This is a genomic window from Calothrix sp. PCC 7507 (genome assembly GCF_000316575.1).
Lineage (GTDB): Bacteria > Cyanobacteriota > Cyanobacteriia > Cyanobacteriales > Nostocaceae > Fortiea.
In genome coordinates, this window is record NC_019682.1 from 4,799,388 (window position 1) to 4,816,712 (window position 17,325).

General features: G+C 42.7%; 18 protein-coding genes. 6 read left to right on the forward strand and 12 right to left on the reverse strand.

Annotated elements, in window-relative coordinates:
* Window positions 1-121 precede the first annotated feature (121 nt).
* From CAL7507_RS20460 to CAL7507_RS33470, 3 genes are all read right to left on the reverse strand, one after another.
* Window positions 122-340, reverse strand: coding sequence for a type II toxin-antitoxin system HicB family antitoxin (locus CAL7507_RS20460; protein ID WP_015130399.1), 219 nt, complete (start codon window positions 338-340; stop codon window positions 122-124).
* A 162-nt stretch (window positions 341-502) separates the two neighbouring features.
* Window positions 503-1,522 carry a tRNA-dihydrouridine synthase family protein gene (locus CAL7507_RS20465; RefSeq protein WP_015130400.1) on the reverse strand — a complete coding sequence of 340 codons (1,020 nt, stop codon included), beginning with the start codon at window positions 1,520-1,522 and terminating at the stop codon, window positions 503-505.
* Between the two features lie 139 nt (window positions 1,523-1,661).
* Window positions 1,662-1,796: a hypothetical protein gene (locus tag CAL7507_RS33470; protein WP_255348318.1), complete on the reverse strand. Its 135-nt coding sequence runs from the start codon at window positions 1,794-1,796 to the stop codon at window positions 1,662-1,664.
* Between the two features lie 8 nt (window positions 1,797-1,804).
* Between CAL7507_RS33470 and CAL7507_RS20470 the strand changes: the two genes are divergently transcribed.
* Window positions 1,805-2,539: an alpha/beta fold hydrolase gene (locus CAL7507_RS20470; RefSeq protein WP_015130401.1), complete on the forward strand. Its 735-nt coding sequence runs from the start codon at window positions 1,805-1,807 to the stop codon at window positions 2,537-2,539.
* A gap of 95 nt (window positions 2,540-2,634) precedes the next feature.
* Here the strand turns inward: CAL7507_RS20470 and CAL7507_RS20475 are convergent, their stop codons facing one another.
* Window positions 2,635-5,082: a VIT domain-containing protein gene (locus tag CAL7507_RS20475; protein WP_015130402.1), complete on the reverse strand. Its 2,448-nt coding sequence runs from the start codon at window positions 5,080-5,082 to the stop codon at window positions 2,635-2,637.
* Window positions 5,083-5,227: 145 nt separating this feature from the next.
* Here CAL7507_RS20475 and CAL7507_RS20480 point away from each other — a divergent pair, with 145 nt between their 5' ends.
* Both CAL7507_RS20480 and CAL7507_RS20485 read left to right on the forward strand, forming a co-directional pair.
* The gene (locus tag CAL7507_RS20480) at window positions 5,228-6,712 is read left to right on the forward strand and encodes a GMC family oxidoreductase (RefSeq protein ID WP_015130403.1); all 1,485 of its coding nucleotides are present in this window, start codon (window positions 5,228-5,230) and stop codon (window positions 6,710-6,712) included.
* 211 nt (window positions 6,713-6,923) lie between these two features.
* Window positions 6,924-7,553, forward strand: coding sequence for a restriction endonuclease BamHI (locus CAL7507_RS20485; protein WP_015130404.1), 630 nt, complete (start codon window positions 6,924-6,926; stop codon window positions 7,551-7,553).
* On the opposite strand, the gene CAL7507_RS20490 is transcribed toward CAL7507_RS20485, so the two are convergent.
* Window positions 7,530-8,516, reverse strand: a complete 987-nt coding sequence (locus CAL7507_RS20490; protein WP_015130405.1) for a site-specific DNA-methyltransferase — start codon at window positions 8,514-8,516, stop codon at window positions 7,530-7,532. The genes CAL7507_RS20485 and CAL7507_RS20490 overlap by 24 nt on opposite strands.
* A gap of 51 nt (window positions 8,517-8,567) precedes the next feature.
* Window positions 8,568-8,810 carry a helix-turn-helix domain-containing protein gene (locus tag CAL7507_RS20495; RefSeq protein ID WP_015130406.1) on the reverse strand — a complete coding sequence of 81 codons (243 nt, stop codon included), beginning with the start codon at window positions 8,808-8,810 and terminating at the stop codon, window positions 8,568-8,570.
* A gap of 163 nt (window positions 8,811-8,973) precedes the next feature.
* On the opposite strand from CAL7507_RS20495, the gene CAL7507_RS20500 reads away from it, so the two are divergent.
* Both CAL7507_RS20500 and CAL7507_RS33165 read left to right on the forward strand, forming a co-directional pair.
* Window positions 8,974-9,312, forward strand: a complete 339-nt coding sequence (locus CAL7507_RS20500) for a hypothetical protein (protein ID WP_015130407.1) — start codon at window positions 8,974-8,976, stop codon at window positions 9,310-9,312.
* A 12-nt stretch (window positions 9,313-9,324) separates the two neighbouring features.
* Complete coding sequence (locus CAL7507_RS33165; protein WP_015130408.1) at window positions 9,325-10,947, forward strand: NB-ARC domain-containing protein; 1,623 nt, start codon at window positions 9,325-9,327, stop codon at window positions 10,945-10,947.
* Between the two features lie 166 nt (window positions 10,948-11,113).
* Here the strand turns inward: CAL7507_RS33165 and CAL7507_RS20510 are convergent, their stop codons facing one another.
* The 3 genes from CAL7507_RS20510 to CAL7507_RS20520 all read right to left on the reverse strand — a co-directional run bounded on the left by CAL7507_RS20510 (window position 11,114) and on the right by CAL7507_RS20520 (window position 14,525).
* Window positions 11,114-12,535, reverse strand: a complete 1,422-nt coding sequence (locus CAL7507_RS20510) for an aldehyde dehydrogenase family protein (RefSeq protein WP_015130410.1) — start codon at window positions 12,533-12,535, stop codon at window positions 11,114-11,116.
* A gap of 72 nt (window positions 12,536-12,607) precedes the next feature.
* Window positions 12,608-13,651: a nitrilase-related carbon-nitrogen hydrolase gene (locus CAL7507_RS20515; protein ID WP_015130411.1), complete on the reverse strand. Its 1,044-nt coding sequence runs from the start codon at window positions 13,649-13,651 to the stop codon at window positions 12,608-12,610.
* A 112-nt stretch (window positions 13,652-13,763) separates the two neighbouring features.
* Window positions 13,764-14,525: a red chlorophyll catabolite reductase gene (locus CAL7507_RS20520; RefSeq protein WP_015130412.1), complete on the reverse strand. Its 762-nt coding sequence runs from the start codon at window positions 14,523-14,525 to the stop codon at window positions 13,764-13,766.
* Between the two features lie 124 nt (window positions 14,526-14,649).
* Here CAL7507_RS20520 and CAL7507_RS20525 point away from each other — a divergent pair, with 124 nt between their 5' ends.
* Window positions 14,650-15,636 carry an NmrA/HSCARG family protein gene (locus CAL7507_RS20525; protein ID WP_015130413.1) on the forward strand — a complete coding sequence of 329 codons (987 nt, stop codon included), beginning with the start codon at window positions 14,650-14,652 and terminating at the stop codon, window positions 15,634-15,636.
* Window positions 15,637-15,957: 321 nt separating this feature from the next.
* Here the strand turns inward: CAL7507_RS20525 and CAL7507_RS20530 are convergent, their stop codons facing one another.
* The 3 genes from CAL7507_RS20530 to ruvC form a co-directional block, all read right to left on the reverse strand.
* Complete coding sequence (locus tag CAL7507_RS20530; protein ID WP_144051238.1) at window positions 15,958-16,137, reverse strand: hypothetical protein; 180 nt, start codon at window positions 16,135-16,137, stop codon at window positions 15,958-15,960.
* An 8-nt stretch (window positions 16,138-16,145) separates the two neighbouring features.
* A complete protein-coding gene (locus tag CAL7507_RS20535; protein WP_015130414.1) occupies window positions 16,146-16,388 on the reverse strand; it encodes a hypothetical protein in 243 nt (80 codons plus the stop codon).
* A 276-nt stretch (window positions 16,389-16,664) separates the two neighbouring features.
* Window positions 16,665-17,156, reverse strand: a complete 492-nt coding sequence (gene ruvC, locus CAL7507_RS20540; RefSeq protein ID WP_042342339.1) for a crossover junction endodeoxyribonuclease RuvC — start codon at window positions 17,154-17,156, stop codon at window positions 16,665-16,667.
* Window positions 17,157-17,325 lie beyond the last annotated feature (169 nt).

Below are 17,325 nucleotides of genomic sequence, written 5' to 3' on the forward strand. Positions count from 1 at the left end.
CTGACAGCTTTCGCCTCCAAGTTCTCGGTGATACTTTGAAATAGTTCTACCGCTGTTTTTCAAGCTTCAGCTATGGATAAGAGCGATCGCATTACTAATTCTGAAACGTATAGTAGCGCGATTAGGCGGCTTGATTAACAGTTGGCTCCGGAAGTGGTTCATTTGTGGCTTCGTAAGCCATGATTAGAGACTCTAACGCTTCAATGCCGTTCGTCACGGACTCCTTATAAGTATCGCCATGAGTCCGCCAACGCTGTCCAGAAAAATCAGGAAATCCAACCAAGAAGCAGTTGTCTTCAAGAGACCATTGAATCAGCATTTGATACTTAAATTTACTCATCTTCCTGCTTCTCCTGCTGTTGTTTCTCCTCTACCTCATTTATAGCTTCTTGAATCTCACCTAAGAAAGCTAGCCTTGGAGTTTGTATTTAGGCGATCGCACCACTCTTTCCCTAAGACTGATATAGTAAGAGCGATCGCATTACCAATGCTGACACGTTAGTCACACGCTCAAGGAAGGTGCTAGGGCTAAAGTTTTTGTCAGATCAGCCAGGAGAAAGCGATCGCAGAGGTTAAACAGTTCTACCTCAGTCTGCGTATGTCGCATCAGCCGCAGGAAAGCACCTTCAGCATCAACCAAAAGGGCAATGTAGTTAAGGAACATTTTGAGGTAGCTTACGCGCGCTCGCTCTGGAAAGTTTGCCGCAGTGGGAGTTTGCCATAAACGATCAATATAGTTGCGTACCTCCACTAAAGGAACGGGCGTAATCGTCTCGCAGCGCAAAGCCTGCCGAATTTGATTAAAAATCCAAGGATTCCCGATCGCCCAGCGTCCCACCATCACACCCGCCGCGCCTGTTTGAGAAAGCACTTCCAGAGCAGTTTTTGCTGAGTGGATATTGCCATTGGCAAGCACTGGACAATTGACTAGTCTGACCGCTTCCGCAATCAAATCATATTTTACTGCCCCGTGATACATATCTTTTACCGTGCGACCATGCAAAGACAGCAAATCAATGCTGTGGCGATTGATTATATCGAGAATTTTGTAAAAGTTATCTGTATTTTCAAAGCCTACACGCATTTTGACGGTCAGAGGGCGATCGCTCACAGCAGAACGCAGTTCTCCCAAAATCCGATCCACTTTTTCTGGTTCTCGCAGCAATCCACCCCCGACATTTTTGCGATAGATTCTCGGTGCTGGACAACCCATATTCAAGTCAACTCCAGCGATATTATAGTTGCAGAGTTCCTTTGCTGTTCTCACTAAGTGAGGAATGCTTTCGCCAATCATTTGAGCAAAAACGGGGCGACCTGTATCGTTTTCAGTGATTGCTGCCAGAATGCTACGATTTAGGCGTGAGGTATCATTCACACGGAAATACTCGGTGAAGAAGTAGTCAGGACTGCCGTAGTGGGCAATGACTTTCATAAACCAGAGGTTGGTCACATCCTGCATGGGCGCAAGAGCGGTGAGGGGTAGGTCTTTGTGGAGCGATTGGGGAAGCAATACCTGGGACATAGAGATGAATGGCGATCATCGAAGCATCACTGTATCAAAAAATAGTTACTAAATCAGTTTCCCGTCGAAACTGTTCCCACTCTTTGGGCGCCCAGAGTGTTTCCTCTAGTGCCTTGCGTTGTTGCCTCATCAGCTAATTTTACACCCACTGGATGGGATGGGGAAGTATGGCGATCGCTTCCTCCACAGGACAAACACCTCTTCCGCACGCAATAACAGTATCAAACTCCGACAGGGAAACAACTCGCGGTAATATAAATAATTTATTTGGCACGACTACTTATGAGTCTTTTTTGTCTAGTTCACGGTGCCTTTCAAGGCATTTGGTGTTGGGATTTGCTAATTCCCTATTTAGAAGCAAAGGGTCACAAAACCGTAGCAATGGATTTACCAATTGAAAATGCCTCTGCTACTTTATCCCAATTTGCGGATGCCGTAATTCAAGCGCTGCCAAAAACTGATGATGATATTGTGCTAGTCGGTCACTCAATGGCTGGTACAATAATTCCCCTAGTTGCAGAAGCGGTAAAAGTGCGTCAACTAGTGTTTGTGGCGGCGCTGCTGCCGTATCCTGGAATCAGTACACTCGATCAATTTGCTCATCATCAAGATGATGATACGCGCAAATCATTCAATTACGAGCCAAAAGACCCAAGCATACTCGAACAGTTCCACGATGAGCCTGATATGTTTGAACCAGCTTCGGTAGGGAAAGATTATGCAGACGAAGCAGTATTAAGGGATTTTTTCTTTCATGATTGTCCACCGGATGTAACACAGTGGGCAATCATGAAAAGTCGTTCGCAACAATCTATGGCATATATCTTTGAAACGAATCCTCTAAAAGCTTTGCCAAAAGTTGAGCGTAAATATATTGTTTGTACCGATGATAGAATACTATCTCCTGCATGGTCACGTTATGCTGCACGCAAACGCTTAGGAGTTGATGCCATTGAGATACCTTCTGGACATTGCCCGCATCTCTCTCGTCCTGACTTTCTGGCATCACTATTATAGCAGTTTTCACTTATTTGAACCACACTATAAGGGCACAGCAGTGCTGTGCCCCTACGGCAAATGTGGTCTATTTATCTGAAAATAGCTCTCTACTGTTACGGTTGAATGCGAAGTGTTAACAGGACTGTAGTGGTGAGGGTTTGGGAGGGTAGCCAAGCTAAAAGCGATCGCTTAGTTAATTCAATCACTGTCTGTTCCTTCAGTGATGAAGCCTGCTCATCCAGCACTAACTGTCTCACCCGTCCCCGCCTAACCTGGAATTCAAACACCAAATCACCACCGAAACCTCTAGGAATTTGAATTGCTTGCAAGTATTGAGTCAGTAGAGAAATTATCTGTTGATCTAATCCCGTTACGCTCACAATCTGTAAATGAGAAACAGAAGATTCTTCTTTTTGTAAGGCTTTTAAATCTTCCAACTGTGGCATCAATTGTTCAGAAACTGATGACAATCTGTCAAGATTACTAAAATCATCAACGTCTGCAAATCCAATTTCTGCCTCTGGTACTGGAATATCGCGCATCTCTTCAAACCGTCGCTCTAATATCATTTCAAATGAAGCAGGTGCAGACATTGGGGATGGTGGAGGTGGTGCAGATTGTTTCTTCGCTTCCCGGCTCCGCCTTGCCATTCCACCCCCAGGAGCAGCGCTAGCCGTAACGTTACCAAAGATACCCTCGTGAATGATAGCTTCAGGTATTTCCACAGGCACTTGCACAGATACATAATCCTCGTGGGGATTGACTCTGATATCATCACTGACGGCAACAAAAGCGGTATATTGCGATAACAGTTGATAAGCCAGAGCCGTATCTGTCACTGCTTCCACACCTGCCTTAGTATCGCCACTCACCATTTGATTCATTAAATCCTTGATGCGGGAACGTCCCCAAAGTTGAGCAATAGCAGGATTACCTGATTGGGGAAAATTCAGGTGAAAACTATGCTGATAACGCCTACCACCCGCAGCAATGCCAGTGATGTGCAACTTTCCAGAATGCGCGTCTGGTTTGCGTCCAAATAACACCAAGGGTTGCTCTGCAAATAAATCTGGTGGTGTAGAAGGATACATGATTGGGGATTCTCCATCACCCTCCCATTGCAATTGAATATTGGCAAGGACTGGATTATTGATTTGGCAAAAGAATTTTTCTACCACCTCATCTACAGGTTCATCGTGGCGAATAATATGAGCAATACCTCGTCCTAATTCTGCAATCCGATTGAGTAAGAAACGATTCACCGAACTACCAGCACCAAAGCTATGAAGGCGGGTTCCTGGCTGGAGACGCTGTTTAACTTCTGCTAAAATTTGGTTTTCGTTGCCGATATAGCCATCAGTTAGTAAAACAATATTTTGCAAGCGTCCCGGATTTGTGGCTTTTAAGTTTAAAACGGTGCGAATACCGCCTAACATTTCTGTTCCCCCACCAGCGTTTAAGCGATTGATATAGTTGATTGCTAATGAGCGATTTTGGGAAGTATTGGCGAGGGGAACGGGTGAAAGTTGCTGTGTGGTATCGGAAAAATCAATAATGTTGAAGGTATCGTCGGGGTTGAGTCCATTGATAAAACGGCGCATCAATTCTTGACATTGCATCAGTGGTTCGCCACTTTGAGAACCGGAGGAGTCCATGAGAAACACCATATCTTTGGCGACAATCTCTTCAGGACGGTATTCAAGGGCGGGAATCAGGTATAGTGCGAAGTGTCCACCCCGTTCATCAGCTTGGGTAAGCGTGGTTGTTTGGATATTATTACCGGCAACTTGGTAGCGTAAAATTAAGTCTTTGTTGGGTATGGTGTCTCCACTTCCTAATTTGACATTCACCAACTGTCCTTCACGGATGATTTGGATTTGGTGAGAGGGTGAGTTGATATGCTGAATCTCAACGCCAGCATTAATTTCGATGGTGACATTAATATCATGACTTGAGCGCATCCCCGACGGTAAAATAGGAGCATTCAAGCGCGAAGCATCTGGAACTAAATCAGTATCTTGATTTGAAGTCATAGGTGCAATAGCTGAACCACCCCTGACTGCATCTTCTGCGATGGTGATTCCGGGAATGTAACGGGGGCCAACAACCATCGGGAAGACAAATTCGTAATTTCCACCTTCAAATTTTAGGCGATCGCTGTAGCGAATAATCACATCAATTTGTTCACCTGGTTTGATGTTCGCCAGGGATTGGGTAAATATATTGTCTCGTTCTTGTTCCAGGAGTCCGGCTGTCTGTCCTTGTTTTCTGGCTTGTTCGTAGATGGCTACAGCTTCTTGGCGTTTTTTGATGCTGCCTTGAATTGTGCGCTCGCCTATACGAATCAGCATATCATCAACGGCGGCTTCATCGGGTAAGGGGAAGATATAAACGGCTTCTAGGGTGGTGGTAAAAGGATTTTCAAAGCTTTGGGTAACTTCCACCCGTGAGATGTTCCCATCTATTTTAGCTTTTACTTCAGTGTGTTTGAGGGGAAAAGCTATCTCTTGGTTGGAGTTTTGCAGATATAAGCCACTGGGTTGTTCTAGAGTTTGAGTCATAATATTTACCTAACGCTCTGGTTTGCTGTCTCTAGCGTAAGCGGGTTTTTTTGGGACATATGCTCAGTTTTATGCTCAGTTATTGGCTCAGTGATGGGTTTAGTGGGAAATTAGGAGTGGTCAAAGCCAAGAGAGTGGGAGCAAAATGACAAAAATCACTCATTATGACTATATTGTTATTGGTGCTGGTTCTGCTGGGAGCGTAGTGGCCTCAAAACTCGCTGCTTGCGACTCAGATGTAAGTATTCTCCTGCTCGAAGCTGGAGGAACTCCAGACAACGAAAAGATGTGGACACCAAGCGACTGGTTTGAGGTTTTGCAGAAATGTCCAGAAATTGACTGGGGTTATCAGTCAGTACCCCAAGCAAATTTAAACAATCGCGTCATAAAGCTAGCGCAAGCAAAAGTTTTAGGTGGGTGTGCGCTGCATAATGCTATGGTCTACGTGCGGGGTAGCCGCTCTGACTTTGATGCGTGGGGTAAGGTAGCACCTGGTTGGTTATGGAATGATGTTTTGCCACACTTTCAGAACGTAGAGCAGATTATGAAAGTGTTGACAGGGGAAGCAGATGAGTTCATCAACGATTTGTTTACTGCTGCCGCACAATACGGCTTGCCTCATAATCCCAACTACAATACTAGCGAAAGTCAATATGGATACGCTCTATTTCAATTTAACGTAACGGGAGCATCCAATCTGATTCGAGAAACCACATACAGCACTTTCCAGCCAGAACGATATCAGAATGTAACCGTGCATCAAATGGCTTTTGTAAACCGAATCTTATTTGAGGATACCAAAGCGATTGGTGTTGAATATGTCAAAGATCGTCAACAACAGCTTGCTTATGTACAGAATGAGATTATTCTGAGTGCAGGTGCGATCGCCAGTCCAAAAATCCTGATGCTCTCAGGTATCGGTGACGAAAACGAATTAGCAAAATTTGATATTTCTCTAGTTGCAAACGTTCCAGAAGTCGGTCAAAATTTATATGACGATCTTTTTGTCAGTGTCGGATTTTCTCTTCCCCAAAACAAAGATGTGCCATTCTATGACTATGGTCTAGCCCCAGCCGTCATTTTCGGTTCTACAGAAAACAGTAGTTCAGTTATTGATATAGAATCCTCAGTAGGCGTTGGAACACTCAAAGGTTTCCCAGGCCCAGAACGTTCTTTTTGGTTGTGGCCAAACATCATGCACCTGAAGAGTAGGGGAACTGTTACCCTGCGTTCAAGCAATCCTGATGACGCTCCTGTGATTGATCCAGGCTATCTGACTGCACCAGAAGATATCCAGATGTGTAAAACGGCGCTTGAGTTAGGCATCGACATCGGCAATCAACTCGGCTTGAGCCAATGGCGATCAAAGCAAATTGCTCCACAAACAGGCGCTTCTTTGGAGAGTTACATCAGAGAAACAGCCGATACAACACAGCACTATTGCGGGACTTGCAGGATGGGGACTGATGAGGATTCCGTAGTGGACACAGAACTCAGGGTGCGCGGTACATCAGGACTGCGTGTAATTGACTCTTCTGTGTTTCCGCTGTCAATCACTGCGAATACGGCAGCAGCAACTATGATGATTGCTGATAAGGGAACTGACATTATCATTAGATCGTTACAATAATGCAAAAATTCTTAATTATTCGGATGTGCAAATGCTCAAGTAGTGAATTCTAAGATTGTAAGATTTCCATCATCTATCCTTGTGTTTTCATAAAACTAAGAATGTTTAAAACAAAACTTTAGAGAATACCATGAATTTAAAATCTATTAATAAAAAATTATTTTCAGTAATAAAAGTAATATCTATGCAGAGAATCAAATAATCATATAGTATGAAAATTGTTCAAGAAGTTTCTTTAATCAGTGTTGGGAGTTTTGAAGAATCAAGGGATTGGTCTATCATTCGTACTGAAATTCGTGATGCTATCTCTCTTATTGTTCATCCTCCGGGTACATCCAGCTTTACAATTAATCCTAAAAGACATGGTAATGGTGTCAAGCCAATAAAAGAAGCTTGCATGATTGCGTTGAGAGATAGATTTACATGGAGGCTAGAAACTCCAATTAACTATGCAACTAAATCACCAGGAAAGGTAGATGCAACAAAGGTAATAGATAATTATCTTTTTGCTCTGGAGTGGGAAACAGGCAATATTTCCTCAAGCCATCGCGCAGTTAATAAGATGGTTCTCGGATTACTACGCGGTGTCTTTTTAGGTACTGCTTTAGTACTTCCAAGCCGAAAAATTTATCCTTACCTAACAGATAGAATTGGGAACTACGAAGAGTTAGAACCATACTTTGATGTTTGGCGAGCCGTTCAGATCCAAGAAGGTTTTTTAGCCATCTTCGTAATTGAACACGATCAGCTAGATAGCAACGTACCAACACTTACTAAAGGAACAGATGGACGTGCATTAGTCTGGAAGTTTCTGTTATTATGTAGAGTAAGGAATTGGTAGTTGCAGTGCAGTCGTTTTGCGTGGCTTTGATTTCTTATTTCCTCTTGCCGATTCCCATTCTTCCATGATTCCGTTAGCTAAATCAGTTAATCTTTCTACTGCTGGATCTGTATCCCCAATTTCTGAACCAATCCAGTAACGTTGTAACTTTTCTGCTGCATAAAATGTTGTACCAGATCCTGCAAATGGATCAACTACAATTTGTCCTGGATTAGATGCCATTGCAATAATTCGCTCTAGCATAATTGGCGCAAGTTCATTTGCAACTCGTTTTTTATGTTGACGATGCCGAACTGGTGGAATATCAACCCACATTTCTTCTGCCAATGTCCATAAAATTTCATTAGAATTAGCCTCAGAAACATCTTCCCAAACCTCTTCCGGTTCATCCCAAACATCCATTAAGTTAATACCCTGCTGGTTAAGTTTTTTGCGATGTCCACCATAATCACGAATTTCTCCACCGCAATGGCGACAAACTTGAATTGGGGTGTAAACTTTATTGAAAACTGCTGGTTCTCCTTTAGTGTAATAGAGTAACCCGTAATGAGCAGGAGACATTTTTTTACCTCTAGGAAAAGCTTTCGGCATTCTGCAAGCAATCCAATGACGAAAACACATTCCTTGCTGATTCAGATATGCACCATATTCTATACACCATTTTGGCAAGTTAAATACAAATAAACTGCCACCTGATTTCAGGACTCGAATACTTTCATCAAGCCACTGTTTCGACCAGATTAAATATTGATTCGTCTCCATTTTATCGTTGACACCTTCACCATATTCTTTACCAAGATTAAAGGGTGGATCGGCAAAAATAATATCTACAGATTCGTTAGGTAATGCTGAGAAAAGTTTCAAACAATCTCCCTGATAGAGAATTCCATACTCACTTTTGTAAACCTGTTTTAATCCTTGTTGAGTTGCAACATCAGTCGCAATGAATTGAAAAGGTAGCATTATTTTAACCTTTACTAAGTAAGTATAGCTTGAGTCTATAAAACTTTATTGTCAGTTGTCAATAGAGTTTTCTTGAGAAGTTGTGCTACGAGGTTGATAAGGTTTCCCAGTAGGCTGGTTCTGATATCTCTCTACTTCAGCAGGTTCTATGTAGTAATAACGCCCAAGTTTATGAGCTATAATCTGGCCATTTTTAATTAAGTCGTGTACTCGCTGACGGGTTACACTAAGTAATTTAGCAGTTTGAGCCACAGAGAGTAACTCAGGAGTGTTGTTAGAAGCGGAGTCTGTCATACTACGTATAGTCTAGGATAATGCCTTAATTCTGCCGAGCCGTTTTACCGATATTGCATCCTAAAGTGTAAATATTATGATATAAAAATCGTTAACTAAGCAGAAGTTATCAGATCGTCTTCGTGAAATTGGGTAAATTTGTCAAAAAATACTGGTAAACAACATGAAATCTAACTACATCAAAGAAAAATTATTTCCAGTGATAAAAGTAATATCCATAGTAGCGATCGCAACTGCAATAGGCTTAGAATTATGGAATGTTCAAGCATTAAAAACTAACACTCATCTACCTATTATCTTAAATCCAGTTTTGATAATTGCTCACTTGGCATTGTCGGCTCATTTCATTGAAGGAATAATTGCCGCTTTTTATGCACCTGGGAAAAATCATCAGCCTATCCAATATGGAATTTATACTTTTTTTGTGGGTACAATTGGTTTATTAGAATTGTTTGAAAATCATTCCCAGATCCCCGACTTCTTTAAGAAGTCGGGGATCTAAAATTGTAGATATATGTCAAACTCGCTGAAAGCCTCTGATTCAGGACTCGCAATTGTAGACAAATCCCGTCAACGTCTAGGTTGGACAAAAACTAGCACAGCGCGATGGTGGCAAGATGCCCATACCTCTAGAGCTACTTTACGCCGATTTTGGCAAGGCGATCGCATTCAGCGAGAAATTTTCATCGCTATCTGTCAAGCTGTTGGGATTGGAAACTGGGAAGCGATCGCAGAATTACCCAACGCAGATTTAGAATTTATTGCAGACATCCCCACACCTCACGGAGATTGGAATGAAGCACCTGATATCGAAAGCTTCTATGGACGCAATCAGGAATTGACACAATTAGAAGAATGGATCACCAGTCAAAACTGTAAATTAGTCACCATTAACGGAATCGCTGGTATTGGCAAAACCACCCTAGCACTGGCTTTAGTAGACCGCATTCAGCCAAAATTTGATTGTTTAATTTGGAAGTCTCTGCAAACTTCCCCATCTCTCATTTCCCTGCTCAATAGTCTGCTAAACTGCTTTGAGCAAGGCGTTGTGCAAAATATTCAACAAGGTACAGCACAACTGATACAGCAGTTACAAAAACATCACTGTCTATTAGTATTGGATGGACTAAACCTCGTCCATTTTGAAACCTGGAGTAGTGCGGGCATCTTGCCCGCTACTACCAGTAGGGAGCAAGATGCTCCCCCTACTTTTAAAAAGTATGGTTTTCAAAATAGATGTGGACTAGATGCCATTTCCTCACAACCAGAAAACCTCAACTATGGTCAATTTATCCAACAATTAAATCGGGAACGGCATCAAAGTTGTATTCTGATTACTAGCCGCGAACAATTAAAGAATATTGAAATTAACACCAAAACATTTCGCTGTTTAAATCTCAAAGGGTTGCCAAAAACAGAGGCGATAGAATTATTACAATCAAGGGGATTTACAGGCAAAGAACTGGGGTTATCAGCTTTAATTCAACTTTATCGCGGTAATCCCTTGGCGCTGAAATTGGTAACACCATTGATTGAGTCTGTATTTGGGGGGAATGTTGCTGCTTTTTTGAGTCAGAATACTTTAATTGTAGGCGATCGCCTGCGTGTGATTCTCAAACAGCAATTTGAGCAACTTTCCGGCTTAGAGCAAGATATTCTCTACTGGTTGGCTATTTGGCAAGAACCTGTCTCATTTTCTCGATTGCAAAGCCATTTGCTGATATCCGTTGATCCAGCGATGGTTTTAGAGGGCATTATAGCCTTAGAAAGGCGATCGCTTTTAGAAAAATGGAACAGTGATGATGAACCCTCATTTACATTGCAACCCCTGGTAATGAAAGTGGTGACAGATGAATTAGTCGAACATACTGCCCAAGAGATTCATCAAGTCGTCCAAAGTCATGATATTAGTCATTTTCAGATATTGCGAACCCATTGGTTACTACGACCCGGTACAGACGATATTGCAGGCGATCGCATTTTAACCCAACTTGGGAAAAAGCTCTGGCGCTTCTATGGTGCAACTCTTCCAGAAATTCTGAATCAGATTTTGTTGTTGTTAAAGGGTCAATCTCCTTTAGCAATGGGTTACATCGGGAGCAATTTAGCGATCCTCTCAGGAATAGACTTGATTTAAACAGGGAACTCTTAACAGGCAAGAAGGGTGTTAAGTTGTCATACCGATTTGAAAAAATGATACAACAGATACAAGGGGTGGGGTTTCCCCGCCCTTGATGACAATCCATATGTCGCAATCATTAATTAAATTAGTATCAAAAACTCGCGCATCAATCCCCAATCCCTTATTCATCAGCAAACCACCAAGGGTCATTAGTAGAGTTAGTTTTAATCAAAAAAGCTTTTTTTCGCATAAATCGTTTGATGGCTGCTGAACCCATTCTTGAACCCCCCAGTCCGGAGAATTTAAAGGCGTTTTTCTCGCCCTCATGCATGAGCGCAGTCAGACCAGCATCGTTGATACTGATAGCACCTGCATCTATTTGCTGGGCAACTTCTATGGCAGATTCTTCTGACTCAGCAAACACCGCCGCACTCAAACCATAAATTGAGTCATTGGCTAAGTTAATCGCTTCCTCTACTTGAGAAAAAGCCATCACTGGCATAATAGGGCCAAAAGTCTCTTCGGTCATAATTTTCATCGAATGGTTGACCTGAGTCAGAACCGTGGGACGACACCACCAACCCCCTCCTAGTTCTTCAACTTGACCACCACAGTGAATTACTGCGCCTTTTTCTACTGCGTCTAGAAGATGGTCACTAATAATTGCGGCTTGTTTTTCGGCAATAATTGGCCCAATATCCCCACTTTCGACTGTGGGATGAGCTAATTTGAGCCGTTGGGCTTTCAAAACTAGTTTTTCGACAAATTTGTCAAATATCGACTCTGCAACGTAAATTCGCTCAATGGAAAGACATGATTGTCCGGTGTTGACAACAGCACCCCACAAAATTGCTGAGGTGGCTAATTCTAAATTGGCTGATTCCAAGACGATCGCTGGATCTTTCCCTCCTAATTCTACAAAAGCAGGGATAAAGTTTCTCGCTGCTGCCTCAGCAACTTTTCGCCCTGTGGCGACACTGCCTGTAAAACAAACTAAATCTACATATTCAATCAGAGCATAACCAGTTGCGCCTGCTCCTTCAACAAAAGTTAAAACTTCACGTAACTTAGGGACGGTATTCAGGGCGTTAATTAAAGGTGCTACGAAGCGGGGAGTAATTTCACTGGGTTTGACAATCGCCGCACAACCTGCCAGCAATGCCGGAATAGTATCAATTGTCGATAGCAATAGCGGAAAATTCCACGGACTAATTACGCCAACTAGTGGGTAGGGAACAGCAGTTTGTTGGAGAGCAATAAATGGGATGGTGGTATTTTTTGCCGATTCTTGTAGCAAATCTGGCGCTATCTTACACCAGCGATCGATGCTAGCCACAAAGGAGTCAATTTCTAATTCCGAGGTTGAAAGCCTACCTGTATCATTGACCAAAGCCTCCGTCAAGCGATCGCGTGTGGACAATATCGCTTGTTTCCATTGCTGCAAAGCAGCAATTCGCTTCTCAATGCCCATTTGTTGCCAGTGAACTTGTGCCCTCCGTAAGCGATTACATTGCTGTGCCAGCAGCTTCGGCGGCGGCGGTATAATTACATAGTCAAATTTTCCTGTCCGAGGATTGCGGACTTCTATTGATTTATTTGTCATTTGTTATTTGTCATTGGTCATTTGTGAAGGGTCAAGAATTATTCCCCAGTCAACAGTCAACAGTCCCCATGCTCAAATCACCCCCAGTTTGGCTAAACGCTCAATGGTTGCTTGCTGTGTTTGGATAAAGTGCTTGCGGTCTATTTCTCCCTGAAGCATAGTATTTGGTGGGTAAAAATGGGACTGTTGATAACTTTGGGCGTATAGCTCAAACCGCTGGCGTGAAAGTAAATTATTTAACCCTGGTCTGTGGCGATCGCGTCGTAAAGCGGCTAGGTCAATTTCTGCAAAAGCTGCCATACTCTCGCCTGTAGCTGTCTCAGCTACTACTATTCCTCGATGATCAATGATTTTAGAACCACCATCAACGGAAGCTTGGGGGATGGGGCTATCAATTATGCCGGCTGTATTGGCAGAAACCACGTAAGCTTGGTTTTCGACAGCGCGAGTGATTTTAGCTGCGTCTTTGGGTGTGAGAGTCTTGCCATACACTTCTGAGGTGGAGTGCAAGAAAATTTCTGCTCCGCGCATCGCCAAACACCTCGCCACTTCTGGATATAAAATTTCTTCTGAAGCTAAAGCTGCCAAATTCCCAATCACCGTCTTCGCCACAGGGAAAACCCCCTCTAACCCATAACAGTCAAGATATTTATCCCAAACATCATGGGGTGTGGGGGCAAACATGGAATTCAGCCGCCGATATCGTAAAACGACTGAGCCGGAAGGGTCAATGACAAAGCAGGTTTGAAAGTATAATCCTGGAAAATTGGGGTCGAGTTCGTAGGCATTGCCAGCTAAAAATATTCGATGTTTTTGGGTAATTTTACTGAGAGCTTCATACTCAGCACCGTCTATTTCTAGACAGGCTTTTTCTGCCCACACCGCCAAAGATTCCCCCAACGGGAAGCCTGTAAGGAAATATTCTGGCAACACAATTAAACGACAGTCAGAGCCAATAAAAGCAATACTGGCAGCAATTTGTGACGCCAAGCGATTGATAGACTTCAGTATTAAAGCACGAGCTGTTTGGCGATCGCTCGCTTGATTCACCGCATGACATGTAACTTGCAGTGCCAAGGCACGAAATGATTCTAAATTATCAGTGTTGGCTGTCATGTTTAAAAAGGGACTGGGGACGGTTGACGGTTGACGGTTGACGGTTGACTGGAGGAATAAATTTTGACCCTTGACTCTTCACAAATGACCAATGACCAATGACCAATGCTATTTAAAGAATACGATCGCCACCCCAAAGCGATCGCACTAATTTATCTGTCATTTCTTCGCCAAACAACCGCGCTGCAATTTGATTATCGGGGTCACGTTCGGCGATCGCTCGGCGTACAATCAAGTCACGCTCGGATAAAGCAGCACGCTCCTGTTCTGGTACAGGTTCAGCCCCATCTACCCAACGCAACCACCGATCCATCATCTCATGAGCCACCGTCCGCACCACAGCAAATGTCTCTTCTGTCACCGCGCTGGTGTAGCACAGACTTGTATGGGATTGCGCTTGACGGATGTACAAAGCTTTGCTGATGTACTGCTGAAATCGAGAATCTGTAAGTAACCCCAGGTATGTCTGGTTCATCGGTTCGTAGTAGCGATCCAAATATTCCAGGTCAACAAACAGGTCACTACGAGGAATGTAATCCATATAAAAGAATAGGTGAGGCACTGTAGCAAAGGCAAAGGCCAGATGAGGCACACGAATTTGTGACCCTAGCCAGAGACTTAAGTGCATATTGCAAAAACCAGATTTCGGTTCACGCAACCATGAATGCACTAACCAATCAATTTCTGCACCAGAAAAAGTATTAAGCGAGCCAACAGCATCCCCTATCGCAGCAGAGTATGTTTGTAAATTTGCCGTCGAAGGGTCTGGATTGACTGCAAAACGAGCATCTATTTTTTGGCGCAGTTCGTTGGTTACGCCCCATAACTGCTCAAATACGGCGGTATTATCTAGATTAGGTTGCTTTTCCCTCATGGTTTATGTTCATTTGTCAATACTGGATACACATAAAGTTAATAGCGCCATAAAACTCGAACATCTGACTACTGAGGGAGTTTACAAGCATCTGGTATTTTCTACAGGAAGTTAGCGCTAGTTGATGATTTTTCATCTACCTTGGGTGTATGAAGTGAAGGTAGAAATCAAATTCTCAGATATGTCAAATTTTGGCGATCGCACAGAGTCTCAAATTGATAAAGTCTTGCTTATTGGCGTAACTGGAGGTACTGGTGGCAATGTCATTAAGGGATTTCTGGAACAGGGAGTCACTAACCTACGTGCCATCACTAGAAAGATTGACCTTAACCGTCCTACCCTTTTCAAGCTCAAGGATGCAGGAATTGAGCTAGTTGAAGCTAACCTTGATGATCAAGACTCCCTCAAAGTAGCCTTTGCAGGTGTTTCTGCTGTGTACTGTCACGCCACTTCCGGGGACTCAGTGAAAGCTGATCCCCTGGAAGTAGAAAGGGCAAAGCGAGTTGCACAAGCAGCCAAGCAAGCCAACATCAAGCACTTCGTATATAACTCCGCAGGCGGGGCTGATAGAAATTCTAGAATTGCTCACATTGAGCAAAAGTACAAAGTCGAGCAAATTCTCAAAGCAGCTGGTTTACCAACAACCATGTTACGGGCTTGCTTGTTTATGGAAGAGTTTTGGAAAAAGTACACTCGACCTTCAATTCTTAAAGGAGTCTTCCCTTTTTCTGTTCAACCTGATAAACCCTTACATTTAATTACAACTAAAGACATGGGTCGTGTTGCTGCCTACGTAATTACACATCCAGCTAAATATATCGGTCAAGAAATTGAGTTAGCCGGGGATGTACTGACACCAAAGCAGCTAGCAGAGGCATTCTCTCAGGTACAGGGAATAAAAGTTATCCATAAACAGACACCCGCCTGGATTTTCTTATTCCTCCTGCAAACAGAATTGTTTGCATTAATTCAGTGGTATCGCCACCACGGTTATCAAGCCGATGTCCAGCAATTGCGAGCAGAAGAATTTCCGGGACTGCTGACTACATTCAACGAATTTCTGGCAGAAACCGACTGGGCAAACCCAGAACTCACCTACGAGAGTCTATGATCTTGACTGGCATCGAGCAGTTAAGTAAGTAGGTGGGAATAAACCAAACTATGTTACGAAAAGTAAACACTCCTGAAACTTTCACCAATGACGAATACCTCGGCTCCGCTCGGTACAAGTGACCTGCGGTGTACACACAAGTGCTAGTAAACTACGATATAACGCTGTGAATGAATTAGGAGCAAATGCAAAAACAAAAAACAATGTACTAACCAGCAGGTAAAACCCAGTCCTAGCTAGGCTTTACAGAGATTGCAACTTAAGTATAATTCTAATATGAAAAATTATACTTTTTGACTAAATAGTATAATTTAAGTAATTTTACTCGCCAATCACTTGTAAAACTTTTGGCGCAATAAATATCTTGCCATAAGAGCCTTCACTAGCCTGCACCAAAATGCCTGCATTGACAAGCTTTTCAACGTTCTGTTGTGCAGAGCGATAGCTAACATCCATAATTGTCTGGGCTTGGGGAATAGTGAGAATAGGAGATTCAAACAAGCTGTCTGCTAGACGCAACAATAGTGCTGTGGCACGGCTAAATAAAGTAATAATTTTTCCTTTGCTGTATAATCTTCTCTCTTAATTCTGGGTGTTTTTTCTCGATTATTTTTAGCTAGTTTCTTTTCTAGACTAACTATTTTGCCTTCATGAATAGAAATATTTACTTGTTTTATAATCCAGTCCAATTCATAGTAAATAATTATTTCTTCAATCTGAGAATATAAATTTTGATATTCATCGTCATTCATAACTATCCTTTATGCAGTAAGTAGGCGGGAATAAACCAAACTATATTACGAAACGTAAATTCTGCCCAACATTAATGTATTTCTATAGTGGAACGATACAGGATGCGAATTTGTTCTCTGGTTGTAGTCAATTAATCGAGCGCCACTATAATATTATATTTCCGAGGTGGTGCGTCATCATTAGGACTTACGCAAAGTTGAAAATGCGTAAGTCCTGATCATTATCTGGGAGTCCCCAAAATCCAGACCTTTCATTTTCTTTGTTTGTGATCAACTTTACACCTGAAACCAAGCTGTCAAAGCCACCGCCAAAGCATCTGCAGCATCATCCGGCTTAGGAATCTCATCTAAATTCAATTCCCGCGCTACCGCCTCTTGGACTTCCAACTTCTCAGCATTGCCATACCCCGTTAAGGCTTGTTTAATTTGAGCAGGGGTAAACTCTACATAAGGAAGACGATGCTGACCCAAAACCAGCATAAGTACTCCCCTCGCCTGTGCCACTAAGATGGTACTTGACATACGATAGAAGAACAATTTCTCGATCGCCACCAAATCTGGCTGTAATTCTGTCATCAGGGTGTGCAAATCATCGAACAAGGTACACAGTCTTTCTGCCATCTCTGTATTTGCAGGTGTAGTAATCACCCCAAAATCCAGCATATTGACCGTTGTATCTTGAACTTTGGCTTGACTTTGTTGGCAGCTAATCAGCCCAAATCCTAAAATTGCTAGTCCCGGATCTAATCCTAAAATTCGTTTTTCCATTAAATTTACTTTACTAAATAAGTCTTTACCCTTGAGGGAAAGCAAGCTACGCATAGCATCTCCGACAGGAGAAGTGTAAAGGATAAAGGATGAAAAAAATCGGTATATGTCCCACCCACTATCAGTTATCAGTAAACATATTGATAACTGATAACTGTTAACTGTTTAT

Coding starts and splice junctions, on each gene's coding strand:
- CAL7507_RS20460 (WP_015130399.1), bottom strand. CDS start 340: ATGAGTAAATTTAAGTATCAAATGCTGATTCAATGGTCTCTTGAAGAC.
- CAL7507_RS20465 (WP_015130400.1), bottom strand. CDS start 1,522: ATGTCCCAGGTATTGCTTCCCCAATCGCTCCACAAAGACCTACCCCTC.
- CAL7507_RS20470 (WP_015130401.1), top strand. CDS start 1,805: ATGAGTCTTTTTTGTCTAGTTCACGGTGCCTTTCAAGGCATTTGGTGT.
- CAL7507_RS20475 (WP_015130402.1), bottom strand. CDS start 5,082: ATGACTCAAACTCTAGAACAACCCAGTGGCTTATATCTGCAAAACTCC.
- CAL7507_RS20480 (WP_015130403.1), top strand. CDS start 5,228: ATGACAAAAATCACTCATTATGACTATATTGTTATTGGTGCTGGTTCT.
- CAL7507_RS20485 (WP_015130404.1), top strand. CDS start 6,924: ATGAAAATTGTTCAAGAAGTTTCTTTAATCAGTGTTGGGAGTTTTGAA.
- CAL7507_RS20490 (WP_015130405.1), bottom strand. CDS start 8,516: ATGCTACCTTTTCAATTCATTGCGACTGATGTTGCAACTCAACAAGGA.
- CAL7507_RS20495 (WP_015130406.1), bottom strand. CDS start 8,810: ATGACAGACTCCGCTTCTAACAACACTCCTGAGTTACTCTCTGTGGCT.
- CAL7507_RS20500 (WP_015130407.1), top strand. CDS start 8,974: ATGAAATCTAACTACATCAAAGAAAAATTATTTCCAGTGATAAAAGTA.
- CAL7507_RS33165 (WP_015130408.1), top strand. CDS start 9,325: ATGTCAAACTCGCTGAAAGCCTCTGATTCAGGACTCGCAATTGTAGAC.
- CAL7507_RS20510 (WP_015130410.1), bottom strand. CDS start 12,535: ATGACAAATAAATCAATAGAAGTCCGCAATCCTCGGACAGGAAAATTT.
- CAL7507_RS20515 (WP_015130411.1), bottom strand. CDS start 13,651: ATGACAGCCAACACTGATAATTTAGAATCATTTCGTGCCTTGGCACTG.
- CAL7507_RS20520 (WP_015130412.1), bottom strand. CDS start 14,525: ATGAGGGAAAAGCAACCTAATCTAGATAATACCGCCGTATTTGAGCAG.
- CAL7507_RS20525 (WP_015130413.1), top strand. CDS start 14,650: ATGATTTTTCATCTACCTTGGGTGTATGAAGTGAAGGTAGAAATCAAA.
- CAL7507_RS20535 (WP_015130414.1), bottom strand. CDS start 16,388: ATGAATGACGATGAATATCAAAATTTATATTCTCAGATTGAAGAAATA.
- ruvC (WP_042342339.1), bottom strand. CDS start 17,156: ATGGAAAAACGAATTTTAGGATTAGATCCGGGACTAGCAATTTTAGGA.